Raw genomic sequence first — 18717 nt, 5'->3', positions numbered from 1 at the left:
TAGTCGTAGTGATTTTTTCTACGTGAAGTTTGCGAATCGCTGAGTCTGTAATTTTGAAAGACCATCCTGCTACGTTAAGGATGGTCTTTCTCTAAAATTACATAGCCTTTGTTTTCCGGCAGCTTGGATAATTACTGCAGCCCCAGAAAGCTGTGCCCTCTTTACTCTTACGCTGAACCATTGGTGCCCCGCATGCACAGGTAACGGCTTTAACTTTGTTGCTACTAGTTTTTTTAGGCTTTACTTTACCTTTTGTAGGCTGCCATTTCCCCCAAGCTCGAAGCTTATTCTCGATCAGAGCTCCATGCCAGTAATCAACTTTAAATTGCTCCGCTTCTCGTTTTGCGTCCGCTGTAAGATCTGAAGTGGTGATTAACAGAGATAAGATGCAGTCATGATTTCTTTTAGCGCCTACCAATTCACGAACCGTCATAACCTGCACTTTATTGTGTTCAGCATAACACTTGGCTTGCACTGCAGTTTTTTCGCCGCGCTTATCAATAATAACCAAGTCTACACCGCCATCCTTTCCGCCTACTCCTACTTCTTTGACGGTATAGCCTTGATCCCGAAAATATAGAGATAGCAGTCTTTCAAACTCAGCACCGTTAATTTGATCTAAAGGTGCCTTTAAGAGTACTTCATCCGGTCTGCACGTTGTAGAGGCACGATTAAAGCCAGTTGTAGCGCTTTTCTTAGCAGTTGTTTTTCGTTTGGCTGAACTGCGCCGTTTGTTCTTCTTGTTACCTTGAATCAGTCCGGACAAGATGGATAAGGCGATGATAAGTACTATAAATCCAATAATTGATGCCATAAATACTCCTTAGATATACTAGTATAATTGTAATGTTATGCCATTACTCGCTTGAGTTGATCCTCTAGGTACTCTCTTAATTCAGGATCTCGGCAATACAGGTAGCATCCTTTCATTCCGCGAGAAATTAACACTTTGTAAATGTTTTTGATAAGCGCTGTAAGCTGCTGGTTGTTGTTCTTCAGTCCGCGCTTTCCCATGGTATCTTTGTATTCATTATATTCAGCATAAATCTGCATACTCTTAGGATCGAACTTCAAGTCATTTCCAATAATGACTCCCACATAGTCAAATTCCAAGCCCTGTGAAGTATGCACACAACCAATCTGCTCTAATCCGTGTTCATGAATTGCCCAAGTGTTAGAGATTGCCCGTCCATTCCACGGCATTTGAAAGTCATGCTCTTCAATCGTTACATCGGCGATCTCACCATTTCGGTTCCCTTCGGTATCCTTAGTCCAGTTCCAAGCAAATCCTGCCAGCATACGAGCTTTATTACCTTCGCTCACTTTATCCTTAATGTCTTGATAGAGTTTGTGGGGACTATCTATGAGTTTAAACTCAAAAGTGCTCTGATCCCACCCGTTAAAATTACCTGTCTGGCGAATCTGAAAAATATGATCTACCCAATTAATGAATCCCTCTGCACCCGCACAGCGAAACTGCGCAGAAAGAGTATACTCATGAACTTCTGAATCGTGTAGATCAGCAATCCGCTTAATCTCCGCTACTGATCCAATATCATCCGGACGAATCCGTTGAAAATCATCGATAAAAAATACATTTACTTTAGAAGCCTTAATAATATCTTCGATCTGATTGTCACCACGATATTGATAAGCACCTTTTCCCTTCAGCCTGTGAGCTTCATCTACAACCATAACATCATAAAAGTTCTCCGGTGTATCGTAGAATTGACCCGACCCAGCAAAAAGCGATCGTGCCCGTGCCTTATTCTTCGCCTGCTGCTTCACCAAGGTCTCTACCATTACCGTTCTAAAGGATGCATTAGGAGCAATAAATCTCACATTTAATTTATGCTTCAGCAGTCCTCCGAGCGCGTTCATAGAGATCACCGACTTCCCTGTGCCGGGGCCACCTTTAATAAGGATTGTACGTTTCTTGCTCGTGTCTTTAGCTAAACTCATTATGGTCTCATAAGCGACCTTTTGCTCATCCAGCAGGATGAATTCGGAGTTCCCCTTGAACAGCCCGTCCACATGATCAATCAGCTTCTTAGATGGACGAATTTTTCCGTTCTCAATCAGATAAAGCAGATTAACTCCATTTCCTTTGCCAATATGCTTATGCAGAAATTCCTGAAGTTTAAGTGTATCCTCCGCCATGAATAACGGTGCTTTACGGATATAGCCTTGATATTGTTCACTTTTTAACGGGTCAGGCTGAGGAGTTCGATAATTATGTAAATATGCGCAAGAGTAACTGGTAAGATTACTGGAATGAACAGCTTCATTCATATCCTCTAACTGCTGCCGATAAGACCATGCCTGATACGAAGGATGTGGAGTTTCACGTTCTCTGCCTCCGATATAAGCAACCACTACATCCTCACGGTCTGTTTCGCTAGCCGCATCCCACTGCTTCAATTCTACGATTACAAAATTATCTTTACCTTCCTTGTCTTGACCAGCAACTATAAAATCTACCCGCTTACTAGTAGCCGGGATATTATATTCAATCATAACACCGCAATCATCAGCGATCTTTGAGTTACGCACTACACGTTCCATGAACTGCATAGAGTTGTTCCAGGCTCTTCTTTCCCCGGGACTGGGTCGCATACCCATCTTGCTGATAAAAGCATTCTCAATTTCTACAGTTAACTGGTTACTATCAACTTTCTCTCGGAAAGCTAGCGCACTGCTGCTGTAAATTATCATGTAGGCTCCCCTATAGGTCAGTATATTTGTCTTTTTTCCCAAATGCCTTTTCAACCGGATACTTGGCTTCATTCTTAATAAGCTTTGCGAGGATTATGTCCTCAAGGTCTAGCTCTAACGACTGCGCTAAGTACACTGCGTACACTAACACATCTGCGAGTTCATCGGTGATCTGTTCCTTTTTCGACTGAACTGCCTCCTCCGAGGACTTCCATTGAAAGTTTTCTAGCAATTCAGACGCTTCAATACTCAATGAAATCGCCAAATCCTTCGGATTGTGGAACTGTTCCCAGTTCCTATTCTCTCGAAAGGCCAAGATTTGTTTTATAAGCTCTTCATTCATCTGTGTGCTCCTATCATGATAAGGAAGTAAACAACGCAAAAAGAGGCAGTTCTCCCTTGCCTGGGATACGCCTCTGAATGGTCACTTATGGCCATGCTTTGGCCTTTGTTATATGCTTCTTAATTAAGAATATTATGGAGACCAAAAATAGTCAAACTAAATAAGGTGGTTAATATATTATATTTAGAGCTTCCCGCATATTATATAAATTCAATAAACAATAAAACCTTCTGTACTTCATCTGCGCAATATTATCCTGCTCTAGCTCGATTTCATTTATATCATCAGTAAAGTGGCCCAACTGCTCATCCACGTTCACTCCATAACAAAGGGCAGTTTGCACAATTACAAGCAGCCCATCAGGCTGTTCCTTTGGATTAGTCTGAAGAAAGCGAACATACTCCTCTAATAATTCTGTCTTTCCATATAAAATCTCTACCGCATATAAATTCGCTTTTGCCAGTTTCGAAATTCATGAGCAATCCCTTTCTCTTCCTTCCCTAGGTCCTCCAACCACCCAAGTTCTACGTATCTGTAGATGCTATCTCTAGCCTGCTCGTAATCCCCCAGATGCTTACATGCAACTCCTCGCATCTGTTGACTGAACCCAAAATAATAAAAAAGAGGGCGCTGCATTTTGACTAATGGGATCGTCATCCCCATCACCTTTCAGCACAGCCGCTCTTAATAGATACGCTGGGAATAGCTATGCAAAATATCTGCAGTGTATAGCAGCTTGTCCCACTGTTCGTAATAATAAGCAGTTTCCAGCATTTGGACAAAAATGTCTGGGTTGAAGGCTTTAAGGATAGAGAGAGGTATGTGTGAATCCCCCTTTTTTTATCCATACCTACATTTTTTATTTTCTCATCTAGAGGGTCAATATAAAAAGTACTTATAAGTACTTTTTCGTAGATCATCAAATTGCTCTTAATAGTTTGTAAGGGTTAGCTTTCCTCTTCTAGCCTTAATGTAGAGGTGATCCCATGAATTTACCAGAAAGCGTCGGCAATCGCATTCGTGAGCTTAGAAAAGCAAAAGGATGGACACAAGAACAACTTGCTGAAGCAGCTTCGCTTCACTACAGTTACATAGGCGGTGTCGAACGAGGAGATCGAAACATCTCATTAGAGACATTGGAGAAAATTATTGCGGCGTTTGATATTCCAGCTATAGAATTCTTTCGCTTCGATGATGAGACAGAACGCCGCAAGGCTCTAGATGAACATATGGCTTTGCTTAGCAGCAAAAGTGTAAAAGAAATAGCAGCAATCACTCGGGTAACCCGGGAAGTGATTGCTGCTATGGGAATAGGCAAAGGTGAGAAGTAGAGTTATTTAGTGAAATTACATTTTTTCATAAAGCAATATTATTTATTCCTAACTATTACCGATGATTTTTTTGTAAAATAATGTAGAATGCTGTAAAATAGAAAGTGTTCTATAACTAAATATGGCGATTGAACTCTAGCATGGGGGGTTAATATGAAAAAACATATTTCCGAACTTCTAAATCAATCTCGAACTGGACATTCTCTTTATGAATTTGTAGATATTAATGTATTAAAGGATCAAAAACTGTTTATTGATCCTTGTTTAATAGAAACTCAAAGAGGGCCTTGGTATGATAAGGCAACAAATCTGTTGAATAGCTTTTTTAATGAATTTTATGAAGCGTATCGCAACAATGATGATCAAAAAAAATTAGAGCTATTATCCTGTGCAAGGGAAATTAATTATACAAAGTTAGGTTACGGAAATGGAGATAACGGACATGGAAATACAGCAGAAGGTCTAATAGAAACTTTTAAAAATCTCGAAAGACTAGCAGTGAATATACCATCTATTACAAAAGCAATGGATTTACCTGTTACTATACCAGGATTCAATGAAGATGGACTTTCAGATATGATGACCAATATTATACATCTCCAATTAAACGAGTTTACATTAGAACAATTAGCTATTTATAATGTAAGCCCCAACTCTGAAGACACCTTTTATACCTGGGATATGATCTCATCTTCTTGGAAAAAAGAAACACTCCCCTGCTATCGTTATGAAAATAATAAAATACTTTTGACTCCTAAGAATATAGTTAGAAAAAAGTACTTTTTTGGTGCAAATCAATTTTTAATGCGCGTAATTCTAGAAAGAGCTAAAAAAGAAACCGCATATACCACTCCCAAAGGGAAAACTCGTTATCGGACCACAAAGAAAGAGCTCAAAAATGCAATATCAAAAGAAGAGCGTAATTGGAAATATAAATATAATAATGAGAAAACAGAAAGTGACCAGTCGTTTTTAAAAGACTACCATGATGCCATCCCTTTTTTATACAGTAATAAAGCAATGACTGATGCTGAATTAGACAAGTTTATTTATTAGTCAGAAATACTATATAAATGTGCTTATAAGAATTACTCTATTATCACATCAAATAAAATTGAAACAGTAGTCTTTCTGATCATTTCAATGACCAATAAGAGGGGCAATAGCCCCTCATTATTTTTATATAGTTTATTCTAAAATGCGGCCGTTTCACACTACCAGTAAGTAACTCTCCACATGTGTGGATTGAGCATTACTAACAAACTGCCCATCTATAATCATTCCCGGTACCATACCTCACAACGTCCCCCGCCGCAAATCATAAAACCACCGCACAACCGGATGCTTCAACTCCATCTTCTCAGCCATACCCAAAATCCGCTTCTTCCCGACTCTTTTGTCCATCAAAGCCAACACATTCAATAGAATCTCGCTGCTCTCCAAGCTCTCCTCTATAGGAGTAGTTAGGAATTTATTAGCCACAACAGTAAAATTCGACTTACTTAATGCAGCCTGTGCTGACAAAAGCTCTTTTGCATGTTCTGTACTTTTTCTGCCTCTGGCAATGACTATTAGGCGGTCCTCTGGCACTGGCCCCTTAGTATCTTTTCTGACGGCTTCTATTTCTTCATTGGTGATAGGAATTTGAATGTCTGGATCGTTCTTAATTTCCAGCTCTGTTTGATACCATCTTATAGGGTTCGTTTTATCGTTCATGTTGAGGATGTTCTTCTTATCTACGGTAATATAACAAATCCCTGATTTATCAGGCAGATAACGGTAACCCGGTGCGCGGTACTCTACCCTTCCGTTTAACGCAGGACTAAGAAAGCCCTCCAGTTGTTGCTTCAATTTGCTCCAGGACATGTGATCCCTCCATAACAAAACAGAGGAAAGGCTGGATGGCTTCGGGTTGTCCCCCTCTCCATTCATCCGATCCTCATTTGTTTGCGTCTTTTTTCTATTTCCACACGGGTTTCTACCATTTGGGCAGCTTAATCTTCTTGTTCCTCTGCCTCATCCTGCGTCTTGCTTGCAAATTCACTCAGTAGCGCACGCACTTCACTGGTTGACCTGGTGTTCATCAAGGTATTTCTTAATTCACTTGCCCCGCGGAATCCGCGGACATAGATTTTAAAGAATCGTTGAAGAGGTCTGAATGAACGGGACTCCAGTCCCGAATATTGATCATGGAGATCCAGATGCAGCCGTAGCAGATCCAGCAACTCTTCACTACTATGCTCCTTCGGCTCCTTCTCAAAAGCAAACGGATTATGGAAAATACCGCGCCCAATCATAATCCCATCCACACCGTACTGCTCAGCGAGCTTGAGACCGGTCTCACGGTCAGGAATATCCCCGTTAATGGTCAGTAGTGTATCTGGTGCCACCTCATCACGAAGCTTTTTAATCTCTGGGATCAGCTCCCAGTGCGCATCTACTTTGCTCATTTCCTCTCTGGTGCGCAGATGAATGGACAGATTCACAATATCCTGCTGCAAAATATGGGTTAACCAGCCGCGCCACTCATCTACTTCACTGAAACCGAGCCTTGTTTTTACGCTGACGGGCAGTCCGCCGGCTTTAGCTGCTTGGATAATCTCCGCTGCGATCTCAGGACGGCAGATCAGACCGCTTCCCTTCCCGTTCTCTGCTACATTCGCTACAGGACAGCCCATGTTAATATCAATTCCTTTGAATCCTTCTTTCGCCATCCCGATACTCATTTGACGGAAGAATTCCGGCTTATCTCCCCAGATATGAGCTACAATGGGCTGTTCATCCTCTGTAAACGTCAAACGCCCGCGCACAGCATGGTTCCCCTCCGGGTGACAATAGCTCTCTGTATTCGCAAACTCCGTAAAAAAAACATCCGGCCGGGCTGCTTCACTTACTACATGGCGAAACACAACATCCGTCACATCTTCCATCGGCGCCAGTATAAAAAAAGGCCGTGGTAATTCACGCCAAAAATTATTCATTATATTAAACCCTCTCTAGCTGCCAAGATAAATCTTTATCCCGCAAAAATATATATACTTATTCATATCCCTGGTTCTTCACTTATAGCATGTTTAAGCAGCGCAGATCAAACGACAGTATATGTTAACGCTAATGGTTTAATCTTATCACAATTGCTTCTAATGAGTGTACAAGCTCCTGTTAATACATTGTTCCATTCTCATTCTGAGAACAACCCCACAGATAATAAAGAGACACTCGGGTATCCCCGGCGTCTCTTCGTTTTCTAGCTTCATGTTGGTTAACTTCTGGCTTCCAGGCTAGCAGTGGGAGGAGCCATTCTGTAACAGTTACCCATTATTCTTCCCACACAGCTGTGAGGGGAACCTACGATCAAGGAGCAAAAACCTCCGGATTATCATTTCGCCAAGCGCCTATACAGCCAATTAGACAGGCTTGGTAGCTTCTCATCTTGACACCATTCTCACTGTCCTCATATTCAATTGCGATATTGATGCCCGGCTTGCGCCATGCCAAGATTCGGCCGGAAAATCCAGGCCACTCACAGTCTTCATCCAGCCCAGGTTGACCATATGCCTCTATCGACTCATCTGGTGTTGAGCTCATCGTGATTCCTGAGGGAAGGTATCCGGGAAACGGAGCCTTAATTCTGTCATCCGACCCGGGCGCAAGAAAATGTACGGCACCCATAATCCATTCCTCTTGATTGGTATATTGGAGCCCGGTCAGATCATTTATTTTTGGCGCGCGATAAAGATCTATACGTATCGATGATTTTACAGACCAGATGATATCGTCGTTAAAAAAGCTGTTTGGACCTGGCATCCGCTTGACGCCGAAGGACTGCAGCAAGGTTTGAACACTCTTAGGATTATACGGTTGACCAAGCATTTCAATGAGCTGTTCGGATGGTTCCTTCATGTTTTTTAACCCCGTCCCTTCGCTTTGCTCAAGATATACAACGTGATGAAATCGTTATGGGCTGAGCAGAATTTTTTCTAACGTTCCAGAAGAGAATTCATGATATCAACAATCTTTTGTTTACTTACAGGTTCAGCATGTCCTACTACACAAGTATCAAAATCAAATCCTTCAATCGCTGTAATTAAAGAACGCAATTTATCTTTATCTAGGTAGAGATTATTATAATAATCCAATCCAACGGCATCGCCAATAAATAATACTCTTTCTTGAGGTACAAATATGCAGACAGAATCGTCACTATGCGGAGAGGCTACATGATGTAATTCTGCAACAATGCCTCCTAAATCGATTTCCATATATCCGCTGAAGGAGATATCCGAAGTCACTACTCGTATTTCCGATAGCACAGGGTACTCTGTACGAATACAAGTATCTGCAAATTCAATCTCGACCCCTTCTGCTAATCTCTGTTTCATTTCAGAATCTGTCCATTCCCACTTAGCTATTTCCGCTAATTTAGCATTCGTTTTTTCGTGGGCAATGGTTACACCTTCCACTGCATGCATCCCAAAAGTATGATCCCAGTGCCAATGCGTGATCGCAATGATTTCCGGTTTTCTGAATCCTTCATTACGTACAGCTTCATTAAACGATTCAACATGATGTTTAGAATTGCCTGAGTCCACCATTAAAGAACATTTTTGCCCATGTATATATCCAAGAACTGGCCTATCGGACTCTTTACTAAACATAGTATAAAAAACACGATCTGTTAGCTGTCTCAATTCCATAAAATAAACCCTCCTGCTAAAGCCATATCCTTGTCCAAGCATACCATAGCTGAAGTTTACATAAGCAGTAGTCCATTATTTTATTTGTTTTTTATTACAGGGCAGCCACCTCCACTTGTACTGCTGGATGATATCCGGCTATGGTGCTTCATACTAAAACACGCCAACGTTCCCCTTTAGAGCTTTGCACTGGTTCAAAAAAAAGGCCCAAGCGCTTCATTCGCCTGAGCCCGACTTATTATTACGTGACTTTCTTATAGTTGATAATAATTTCATAATCCATCTCAATCTTGATGTGTTCAATCAAGTGCTAAAGCACTTTTCGTAGAGCTTTCTCGTCATCAATTTGTAACTCTGCAGAGCCCCTGACTTCGCTGCTGCATAATACGTTCATTGGCTCCGCCTTAACTGACAACCGTCTCGGTCATTTTTATATTTCAATCCTTTACCGCAATGAGCACAGTATGCAAGGTGGCAAACAACGATTTTCACCCTGACCACCAAACCCTGTTCTCTTCTTGAACGCCATTCTCCCTTGCTGTGTAGCAGCATCGCCTTGCTTTTGATATTTGCCAGCAGACGAGCAAGCAAGGTCGCGATGATCTTGAGAGAGAAGCCGTCCCCGTAATAATCGGTGCCGACATAGTAGGGTGGATCAGCAGAATGAGTGTCTCTGGAGGGTCAGCCCTCTTTCGAGCAGCTTTCGGCCATTTTTTCAAGGTACATCATTTACTCAACCTCTACCCATGCGATCTCTTCTAAATAGCCACAAACCGCCGACAATAAATACCGCTCCTATAATATAAAATATAGTTTTACTTTCTTCACCCGTTTTAGGAAGGACGCTTATTTCTTCATTTACATTTGTCCGTTCAAATGGCGTTGGTGTTGGTTCTTCTACCCGTTCTGTTTTTTCTGTTGGCGTTGGGGCTGGTGTTAGTGTTGGCATCGGTGCTGGCTCTTCTACCCATTCTGATTCTACTGTTAGAGTCGGCGTTGCCGTTGGCTCTTCTACCCGTCCTGGTTCTTCTGTTGGAGTTGGCGTTAGTGTTGCCGTTGGCTCTTCTACCGGTCCTGGTTCTTCTGTTGGAGTCAGCGTCGGCGTTGCCGTTGGCTCTACTCCCCGTTCTGGTTCTTCTGTTGACGTTGGTGTTGCTATTGCTGTTGGTGCTGGCGTTGGTGTTGCTGTTGCTGTTGCTGTTGGTGTCGCTGTTGGAGTTGGTGTTGGTGTTGCTGTTGGCGTTGGTGTTGGTGTTGCTGTTGGCGTTGGTGCTGCTGTTGGTGCTGGTGTTGGCGTTGGTGTTGCTGTTGCTGTTGGTGCTGGCGTTGATGTTGCTGTTGGTGCTGGTGTTGGCGACACGGGAAGTTTAAAGTTCAATAGCACATTTCTTTGCACATCCAATACATTGACTGCGACCGCACCAAAATCTTGAATATCATTGATATATTTCACTGACGAAGTGATGAACACATCGTTGACAGATTGACGCATCATAAATTGGAGTCCAATATCTACATTTGAAGCCGTATCATCATAATCGCCATCAGCGATTGTAATCGTGATCGTCTTACTGTTAAGACTTGGATTGGTGTATGTTGATTCAACTACAGTCGCTTTTGGATATCTAGCCTCCGTAGCATTATCAAGCTGGACTGATGGTAAAATGACAGTTCCATCATAGTTCTTTTCTGTTGCTTTATAGGATACTGATACAACAAGGTTATCATTCGCATCAAATGATAATTGCTGATCATATACATCCACATCGGCTTCTGTATACGTTGGCCCTATAGGCGCTAAACTGATGTAGTAATTAAACAAATCCTCTCCCGCTGGTGTTGGCGGATAATGCTGCCCACGCCAGTCATTCAAACTCGCTCCATTAGTGTAATGCCAAATAGCATATTGGGTAGCCCAAAGTGCCATGTCTTCATCCAAACCTGTAATACCAGTGGCCGCTTGTAAATCTGCAACACTCTTCATTGGAAAACCATTGAGCAGGATCGCTCTTAACATATCCCCATTAATCACCTTTCCTTTAATGGAGTAGTTGTTAATTTCTTTAAGTGGTGAAAAGAACTCTTCACCGTCACGATAACCGAAAAGATCTTTCGTAAGTGGATATTGTCTCGACCTGTCAAAGCAATAAGCTAAAATACCATCAGGTAGACCTGCTCTGTTCGGCCTTCGTTCATAAACTCCGTTATTATATTCTGCTAAAACAATGATAGGGTACATTCGCACATTGGGAAACCAATGATCTACGACCTCAAACTTTTCAACAACTGTAGGAGCTGCTTGGATAGATTGAAATGAGGTCGAACCTAGCAGAATAATCAGAAATATGGCTAGCTTCACTTTTATTTTATTCATTTGAGGTCTCTCCCTTCTATGATCATAGTAAAGAACAGAACACTTTTCGAAAGTGCTTTGTTCTTACTTGTATCGGTTATCGATGTCGTTTTTTAAATGCTTTTATCGGATATGATTCTTTAGTAGCATAGCTGCTCCAACACTTAGTTCAATTCTCTTCCTTACTACTACCAAGGATACAAATATTAAGAACCCAAGCTGATAAAGCTTGGGTTCTGCAGGTAAATGTGCTTTAAATTACTATTGTGCAATTTCCAAATAGTCTCTCACGCCGCCCTCCCATCAAATTGCCGCAAAGCCTTGTCCCACTTGGCTTGGACACCTCTCACCCCACTCCCCTGTTTCAATGCGGGCAAATAAAGTCGAGTTGAAATAGCAGGGGAATAACAAGGGAAATGAATGGAGTTAGAGAAAGCGCTTTGGAGTGAAAACAGGAGTGGATACCTGAGTTTCGCTCGGCTTTTTGATACGACTTTATAAGCTTTAACACGACTTTAAAATTCTTAGGTCAACTTTTTGAGATGTTCACACTACTTCCGTACCAACAACGCCACCGACTCCACATGCACCGTAGGACAAAACATATCTTCCCTCCAAATATTAAAAGATAAACTGGTTGTATTACTTGATGGAAACACTTCCGACCTACAATTTCACCCCATAATGCAAATAATCAATCCAGAAAGTGGTATAATGGAAAAAGAAATAACAATATCTAAAAATCCTTTTTCGCTTTATGACAGTCAAATTTATAACGATTGCATCTATATTTTCTCTGATGATTCAGATGTTGTTATTTTCAATAATCTCGATGAGGAACCAACGACACTTAAACTAAAACAACATGAGGCATTTCTGAGAAAAAAACAGGATGAACGCGGAATCGTCTCGGGAGTTCAGTATGTGGGTAACACCGTTTTTGTTTTATATGATTATGTAAAAAATGCTCCTATTGACCGAGTAAGAGAGATTAGAAAATATGATCTAGGAAACGGAAATGAAGATAAAATAATACCATTAAAGTATAAATCAAGTAAAGAAATGATTCGATTTTTTACAATTAATTAAATTATTCTTTGTGGGGTGTTCAAATGCTTTATTTGTTGTTTCCTAACCTTAACCCGCTTATTGGACTGTTTGTTGTTTGCCCCATTATCGCTTTTCTAATTGGTCTGTTATTTACTAGATTCGAGGGGAAAATTTATATAGGTTTAATTATTGCTGCCCTTCTCCCGCTCCTATTTATCGCTAATAATTTAAGGACGCTCAAAGTAAATTTAGATGCTTGGGTTCTTTATGGTATCGTGTATGCTATCATAACTTTTGTAGCCTACAAACTAATCTTATCACCAACTAAAAGCAGTTAAATTTAGGGATCTCCTCCCCATATGTAAGACAAGATCATCCGATTGAGATAATAGTAAACAGTGACGTTCAAAGGCATGTTTTCAAACTTTAGCATAGAAAATAAGCACTTCAATCCGGGCATTATCAGTAGGCATACCCTTGCGGACATGCTTAAGATAATGCCCGTTTCCATATCTATATCCAAAGACATTGACTTGCTTGTAACCTATAGTTAAGTCACAGTTTGAGAAAAAAACAAAAGTACAAAACGTTGTGTTCAAGACCCTAAAGATCTATATAAAGATCTATATAAAGTTCTTGAAAGAGATTATAACGAAAATAGGAACCAATTCGTTTTGAAATAATATTCTCGTCTTGTCATTACAACAAAAATTTCGCTCTACTTATGATAAGGTTCACCGTATCAGTTATAGAGCGAAATCTAAAGGCACCCGATTGGGTGCCTTTGATGGTTTGGGATAAGGGTTCGACACGGTGAGTCGTGGCTGTATAAATCCACAATTCGACGCCGCGTGATGCTCATGATATTTGGGGAAGTGGACCAATCAGCACCCCCTCGCCCTGTTACGGTAGCAAATAAAATAAAGCAGTACACTAAGAAATATAAATTTGTTAATCCAATAATTAAACCAAAGAAAATAACTAAACCTGAAATCCACGAGTTAATATTATACTCTCTACTAAGTTTTAAAGCATTATACAAGAGTTCTCTTCCACAATTATAAAATGACAAACTGAGAATGGAATATGTCATGGCAATATCCAATCAAAGGTCTCATATTCAGCATATTTTTTGCCTATTCGTAAAAGTACATCCTACTAAGCAATTGATTCAGTTCCTGCTGTAAGAATCGTGAGAGTCCCTCCTTCCAATACATTTCGTCACTGAATTTGGCGTAAAAAAGGCGCATATTATTTCGGAAGGCCTGGTCTGGTGCGTGTTTGGCGTAGATATCCTCAATTTCTATCTTCATCCCGTCGTAACTCAACGCTTTACCAATGCGGTAAAGAATTTGAGACAATTGTTGCCGGAAGATGTCCCTCAAAACTTGCGGTGCCTCAATCTCCGCTAATCTTTTGGTTTCGGAATCCCTAATATTCTCAAATGAGACATCAAATACAACTGAACGGTTCTGGATAAATGCTGTCGTCCACTTTTGGATCATGCTTCGGACATGGATGTTAAAGTTTTCGTACACCGTTGCACGTGTCTCATGCCCTTCTCCGATCCGAGCCTTCCTCAGGCCGGTATATACTGAACGACCATGATACAGTTTCTTTTTCGACTCAAATTGGTAGTAGTTCCCTTGATACTCGCGTGAGTTCATCAATTTCATGTGTGCAGCAAAGTCTTCCAGTAGTTGTTCCATTTCCTTATTCATCTTAACCAAAAGTGCTGGTTCATCCAATTCTTTCACTTGCAGGTAGCGGCGTCCTGCATATGACGGCATATGAGCATCATGTACTTTACGGGAAAGGTCGAATAAAATATGGAACAGTTTTTCCTTTTCTATTGTCGGTTTATTTTCGAAGAAAGACCAGGCCAAGCTGCGCAGGCGCGTAAAGTCTAATGAAATGAAATCAAGCGGATTATAGACACCCAAACTTTCGCTCAATTCGACGTTTTCTGCTTCGATAGCTTGTGTGAATTTTTCGTAAGCTTTTTCGGCATAAAAGAGTGCCTCAGTATCCGTAAACTCAGGACGGCCTACATCCATAAGGTGATCCTGCTTCATCAATTCATACAGGTTCAAATCCACCTTGGTCCGAAGAAGTTTAATCGGTAATTCCTGAAATTTCTCCCTTCTCTTAATAAGAAGTTCCTTCATGTTTTCATATACCACCGGGCGTTCATCCGTACTGCAAAGGAATAGGTATGCGTCAGATTGATGCCCCATTACCTGTTGCAGAACTTCCTGCATTTCTTCCTTCGTCTCTCCCGTTTGAGTTAAACCAGGCGTATCGAGAATATTGAGTCTAAGTACCTTCCCAAGCTTTGCCTCCTCACGATAGGCTTCCTCAAAAGCCACCACAAAGGGTGTGGATGGCTGCACGCAGTAAGACAGTTCCTCAATAACAAGCGAGTATGGGCTATCCACATCGTAGGTGTCCTGAATAAGATTCTTGATCGAGTCGCTTTCTACACGGTCCTCAACAACCGCGTACACCTGCTCTGAATCAAGAAATTCGCACGTTTTTAGTATCTCACCTTTAACAAAACTGTAGAGTTGCATGAACCAGGTATAGACTTCATTCTCCAGACTTTGAACTTCACCTTCTCCCAAGCGCTCTTGAATGACCATTTCGTAAATTTCCTTCTTCTTAGGCTTAGGATAGACGGTTTTGGTCTCCTTCTCTTTCTCCTTAACTGCCTCTTTTATTTCTGGAATCAAGCCGTCAAAGAAACGCTGTAGCAATTTCCGGAGAATTTCCTGATCTGGACACCCTTGTTCACCACTATGTGTTTGGACAAATTCAGCAAAGTGATAGGCCCGATTTCGAGGATTGAGCACGTTGTACACCACATCCTCGTCTAATTCCAGTTCCTCTAGCTCATCCCTGTTCTCAAATATGACGTCCAGTATCATCTCGTGTATAATTGGTTTGATTAACATGGTGTCAAAAGGCCTTATTTTAACGCGAATGACTGCTTCATCCTTGTTCATTGTACCATCGAGCATCAATTTTGTATTAATCAAGGTGGTTTGTTTCATCCCCACGTTTCGGGCCAAAAGTTTATTGCTGGTCTCAGGGAGAACTACCGTTAACAGATACGACTTACCAGACCCCGAGGGGCCTGATACTGTGATTGTCGGAGCATTTTCTTGCATACGAAACCGAGAGCGTTTCTGTTTCATCTTGTCCTTCGAATTAATATTATCCATTTATGGAACTTCCTCCTACGAAATAATTTCTTTTACAATTCGCCTGCGGTGAACAACAACATCCCCTTCTAGCCGGGAGAGTTACAAGTTACATAGACCGGTATTTGCTAACTCTTGTTCTACTAATGGTTTTTGATAGAAACCCTAAAACAGGGGAAGAGGATCCTCACCCATTTGGTTTAGGACCACCTTTCCTTGTACCTATGTAGTAACATAGGAGACCAGAAGCTAAAATGCCTAGGAACCATTCCAGAGCCGCCCAGAGTTGCACTTTAGTTACAAAAACATTTATGGTAATAACTCCATAATGCCAGGCTAAAAGTAGCACTCCAAGTGCAAAAATCAAGAGTAATACATTAACAGTCCATTTGCTCATATAAAACACTTCGTTTCAATCAATGCGGCTTTTTTCAACCACACGTTCCAGACCAACAGGTTATTGCTGGTCTCAGGGAGAACTAACGATAACAGATACGACTTACCAGAACCCGAGGGGCCTGATACTGCGATCGTCGAAGCGATATTCGTGAGTTGAAACTCCCTCTGCCCCCTAGTCTTCGATTTTGTGGATTTTGAATTGCCCAATTTCTTTCCTCCTGCAATCTGGATTTTTCAAACCACAAATCACAACGGCTTGTCTAGCTCTTGAAACAATAAAAGAGACATAGTCTGAATAGACCATGCCTCTTCCTTGTGGTTGAGTAACCGGCCATCAAAGTTTGTACGAAACAAACTTACAGAACATATCCTCGCGTTTTCGAAGTTCGCGATGTTCTGGTGCATGCTATTGCATAATGCGCATTTGAAATTATAATTTATTATAGACGTTCCAGAAAATTTATTCAACGTAAAGAAACAGGAGTAAATCAGCATATACCGGTAAAATTGTCCATTTTTGCTCGAAACCCTTAATTTCTTTCCTTACTCCAAGGATTCTCTTATTTTTCCTCACTTTAGTAGGGCTCTAAGAGTCCCGAAATCAATCCGATCAGTATGGTACCGCTAACAATTCATAGTATCTCTTCAGGCTTGCCTTGTTTAAGGTCACCGTATCATAAATAGGGCGAAATCTCTTGAATTAAAACGAACAAAAATCGCCCATTCTTATCATAAGCAGATAATCTTTTGTCTCACAAAAAAGAGCCTTTATTCAAGGCTCTTTCAAATTAAACTCATTCAGCATCAATATAGTCTTGACATGATTCGCATAAATCAGAAGTACCAATGAATTCCTCATCACATCTCATACATGTTGATATATCATTCTCATAACCACAGGTTGCACATTTACCATATGATAATATGCTGTCATCAATACTTACAGTTAATTCCCCACAATTTTCACATGCATCATTACAAATTGGATATTTGTCACCGTCTTTTACGCTTGCATATTTTCCAGAATCGAGTTCGTCGATATAATTAGTAAAATATTCATCTAAATTTTTGAGTATATTGTCTTTCAATAGATTAAGCTCTGCATCATCTAAATATTCTTTTACTGTTGGTTTATAAAAACCATCCTCTGCGCTCCATTCAGCATTTCCATTTCTCCATTCAACCTTACAATCTTCAATAATCTCGCCTTCAGAATTAACCAGTTGAACTAAAAAGACACTAGTTTCTCCCGCATCTTCTGATAACTTTTCAGTCTTCACTTGGACTATTATTTTTGTTTCATCAATTTTACTCTCAATTTCTAGAATGGAGCTGAATTTTTCAGGAATAAAAATAGGTTCAACCTCTACAGTTGCTTCAAGATCCAATCTGTTTATTTCTTCTTCTATATTCAAAGCGAATTGAAGGAATAAGTTTTGCATTATCTGCTGAATTCGATCTTCAGAATAAACCTTGACTCCTGCTGCATCATACATCCTTTGCTCAAGTTCAAATTCCATTACTAGTTCGTGAGCCTCACGCATCTGCTCGTCGGAAACCTTCGAAGATTGGAAACGCTTATCCGCTTCTATGATGAGACTTTCAACTAAACTTACATTGTTTTCAATTAATTCAAATGCATGAAAATCCAAAAGCTTATTGTGAGCGATATGATTTCTATACTTACAGTATTCATCCCATGCTTCAAGAAAATCAATAGTATCAGAAATACTTTCTTCAAAATCAGGATTTCCTTTAAAATAATTTCTAAAAAGAGTATCCCAAAGATTTTGTTTGTTTTTCAATTGCTTTTTCAGCAAACCCATTATTCTCCCATAATCTGCTTGATTATCTCTTTCAAGTAATGATTCAATCTCGGAGTCATAGGAAGGAGTCCACTCTTTTGTGGTATGTGTCATTATATTTTTTAGATGATCTGTATCAATTGCCAACAGATAATCATCTACATTTTTAAAGTCTTTAGTCAGAGTTTTATAGCCACGGACTCTCTTTTGATATGTTTCTTTAAGTTGGAGGGGAGCCAACTTTTCCCACCATTCAATACCAATATGCGTGACCATTATGTTACTTATAACACTTCGTAAAAGATTTTCTACTCGATACATTCTTCCATAAAGTATTTCAGCAAAATAAATAGATTGTTCATCAAACAACCAAACACATTTTTCCCATTGTTTTAGCAAAGTATCCTTTATTAATACCTTAATACGATGTAATTCATTGTTAAAATTGGACTCAACTCGTTGAGGTTCTATAAAAACTATAAGCTGCGCAATCCCATCATATGTGTTTAAAGAGAAATTTGCGAAGAAAGTACCACTATTATTGGCACCTTCTATTTTCACTTTCCAATCAGCTTCTTTATTATCATATATTACACATTCAATAGAATTGGTAGGTTCATTTAAGATATCTATTAAATTAGTTATGTAGGAATCTTCTATTGCTTGCTTTGGTTTCACAACTAGAAAACGAATCAAAATTAATTCCCCATTTCTTTGGATTATTAAACTCATCCATAATGTTGGTCCTATCATTTAAAAGATAAAACTCATCCACTCCTTATTGTCATTTCTAATAAATAGAACTATTTACCTATATATTA

At 40.2% G+C, this 18717-nt stretch carries 13 protein-coding genes; 3 read left to right on the top strand and 10 right to left on the bottom strand.

All coding sequences use genetic code 11. The annotated features are described in order from the left end of the window. Positions 1–97 precede the first annotated feature (97 nt). Genes ACFORK_RS22710 through ACFORK_RS22700 form a run of 3 tightly spaced genes read right to left on the bottom strand, consistent with a single transcriptional unit; the run spans position 98 to position 3058 of the window. Positions 98–814: a restriction endonuclease gene (locus ACFORK_RS22710; RefSeq protein WP_379203315.1), complete on the bottom strand. Its 717-nt coding sequence runs from the start codon at positions 812–814 to the stop codon at positions 98–100. Between the two features lie 35 nt (positions 815–849). Next, positions 850–2715, bottom strand: coding sequence for a DNA/RNA helicase domain-containing protein (locus ACFORK_RS22705; RefSeq protein ID WP_379203313.1), 1866 nt, complete (start codon positions 2713–2715; stop codon positions 850–852). 10 nt (positions 2716–2725) lie between these two features. Further along, the gene (locus ACFORK_RS22700; protein WP_379203310.1) at positions 2726–3058 is read right to left on the bottom strand and encodes a nucleotide pyrophosphohydrolase; all 333 of its coding nucleotides are present in this window, start codon (positions 3056–3058) and stop codon (positions 2726–2728) included. Positions 3059–4044: 986 nt separating this feature from the next. Here ACFORK_RS22700 and ACFORK_RS22695 point away from each other — a divergent pair. Further along, entirely contained in the window at positions 4045–4389 is a 345-nt protein-coding gene (locus ACFORK_RS22695) for a helix-turn-helix domain-containing protein (RefSeq protein WP_379203308.1), read from the top strand. 153 nt (positions 4390–4542) lie between these two features. Next, positions 4543–5445 carry a hypothetical protein gene (locus ACFORK_RS22690; RefSeq protein WP_379203306.1) on the top strand — a complete coding sequence of 301 codons (903 nt, stop codon included), beginning with the start codon at positions 4543–4545 and terminating at the stop codon, positions 5443–5445. Positions 5446–5685: 240 nt separating this feature from the next. Here the strand turns inward: ACFORK_RS22690 and ACFORK_RS22685 are convergent, their stop codons facing one another. The 5 genes from ACFORK_RS22685 to ACFORK_RS22665 form a co-directional block, all read right to left on the bottom strand. Then, a complete protein-coding gene (locus tag ACFORK_RS22685; RefSeq protein WP_379203303.1) occupies positions 5686–6255 on the bottom strand; it encodes an SF0329 family protein in 570 nt (189 codons plus the stop codon). Between the two features lie 128 nt (positions 6256–6383). After that, a complete protein-coding gene (locus ACFORK_RS22680) occupies positions 6384–7373 on the bottom strand; it encodes a tRNA dihydrouridine synthase (RefSeq protein ID WP_379203539.1) in 990 nt (329 codons plus the stop codon). 370 nt (positions 7374–7743) lie between these two features. Then, positions 7744–8292 (bottom strand): hypothetical protein, encoded by a 549-nt coding sequence (locus ACFORK_RS22675; protein ID WP_379203301.1) that lies wholly within the window; start codon positions 8290–8292, stop codon positions 7744–7746. 77 nt (positions 8293–8369) lie between these two features. Then, positions 8370–9086, bottom strand: a complete 717-nt coding sequence (locus ACFORK_RS22670) for an MBL fold metallo-hydrolase (RefSeq protein ID WP_379203299.1) — start codon at positions 9084–9086, stop codon at positions 8370–8372. Between the two features lie 733 nt (positions 9087–9819). Next, positions 9820–11460, bottom strand: coding sequence for a TQXA domain-containing protein (locus ACFORK_RS22665; RefSeq protein ID WP_379203297.1), 1641 nt, complete (start codon positions 11458–11460; stop codon positions 9820–9822). 693 nt (positions 11461–12153) lie between these two features. Here ACFORK_RS22665 and ACFORK_RS22660 point away from each other — a divergent pair. Beyond that, the gene (locus ACFORK_RS22660) at positions 12154–12528 is read left to right on the top strand and encodes a hypothetical protein (protein WP_379203295.1); all 375 of its coding nucleotides are present in this window, start codon (positions 12154–12156) and stop codon (positions 12526–12528) included. Between the two features lie 1097 nt (positions 12529–13625). On the opposite strand, the gene ACFORK_RS22655 is transcribed toward ACFORK_RS22660, so the two are convergent. Continuing rightward, positions 13626–15713, bottom strand: coding sequence for a P-loop NTPase family protein (locus ACFORK_RS22655; RefSeq protein WP_379203293.1), 2088 nt, complete (start codon positions 15711–15713; stop codon positions 13626–13628). A 1172-nt stretch (positions 15714–16885) separates the two neighbouring features. Continuing rightward, entirely contained in the window at positions 16886–18649 is a 1764-nt protein-coding gene (locus ACFORK_RS22650; RefSeq protein WP_379203290.1) for a hypothetical protein, read from the bottom strand. Positions 18650–18717 lie beyond the last annotated feature (68 nt).

The organism is Paenibacillus sp. GCM10012306 (assembly GCF_042649265.1).
In the GTDB taxonomy this organism is placed as follows: Bacteria; Bacillota; Bacilli; order Paenibacillales; family Paenibacillaceae; genus Paenibacillus_AQ.
The sequence above is the reverse complement of the archived record's forward strand: the minus strand, read 5'-3'. Positions and strand labels throughout refer to the sequence as shown.

Coding starts and splice junctions, on each gene's coding strand:
- ACFORK_RS22710 (WP_379203315.1), bottom strand. CDS start 814: ATGGCATCAATTATTGGATTTATAGTACTTATCATCGCCTTATCCATC.
- ACFORK_RS22705 (WP_379203313.1), bottom strand. CDS start 2,715: ATGATAATTTACAGCAGCAGTGCGCTAGCTTTCCGAGAGAAAGTTGAT.
- ACFORK_RS22700 (WP_379203310.1), bottom strand. CDS start 3,058: ATGAATGAAGAGCTTATAAAACAAATCTTGGCCTTTCGAGAGAATAGG.
- ACFORK_RS22695 (WP_379203308.1), top strand. CDS start 4,045: ATGAATTTACCAGAAAGCGTCGGCAATCGCATTCGTGAGCTTAGAAAA.
- ACFORK_RS22690 (WP_379203306.1), top strand. CDS start 4,543: ATGAAAAAACATATTTCCGAACTTCTAAATCAATCTCGAACTGGACAT.
- ACFORK_RS22685 (WP_379203303.1), bottom strand. CDS start 6,255: ATGTCCTGGAGCAAATTGAAGCAACAACTGGAGGGCTTTCTTAGTCCT.
- ACFORK_RS22675 (WP_379203301.1), bottom strand. CDS start 8,292: ATGAAGGAACCATCCGAACAGCTCATTGAAATGCTTGGTCAACCGTAT.
- ACFORK_RS22670 (WP_379203299.1), bottom strand. CDS start 9,086: ATGGAATTGAGACAGCTAACAGATCGTGTTTTTTATACTATGTTTAGT.
- ACFORK_RS22665 (WP_379203297.1), bottom strand. CDS start 11,460: ATGAATAAAATAAAAGTGAAGCTAGCCATATTTCTGATTATTCTGCTA.
- ACFORK_RS22660 (WP_379203295.1), top strand. CDS start 12,154: ATGGAAAAAGAAATAACAATATCTAAAAATCCTTTTTCGCTTTATGAC.
- ACFORK_RS22655 (WP_379203293.1), bottom strand. CDS start 15,713: ATGGATAATATTAATTCGAAGGACAAGATGAAACAGAAACGCTCTCGG.
- ACFORK_RS22650 (WP_379203290.1), bottom strand. CDS start 18,649: ATGATAGGACCAACATTATGGATGAGTTTAATAATCCAAAGAAATGGG.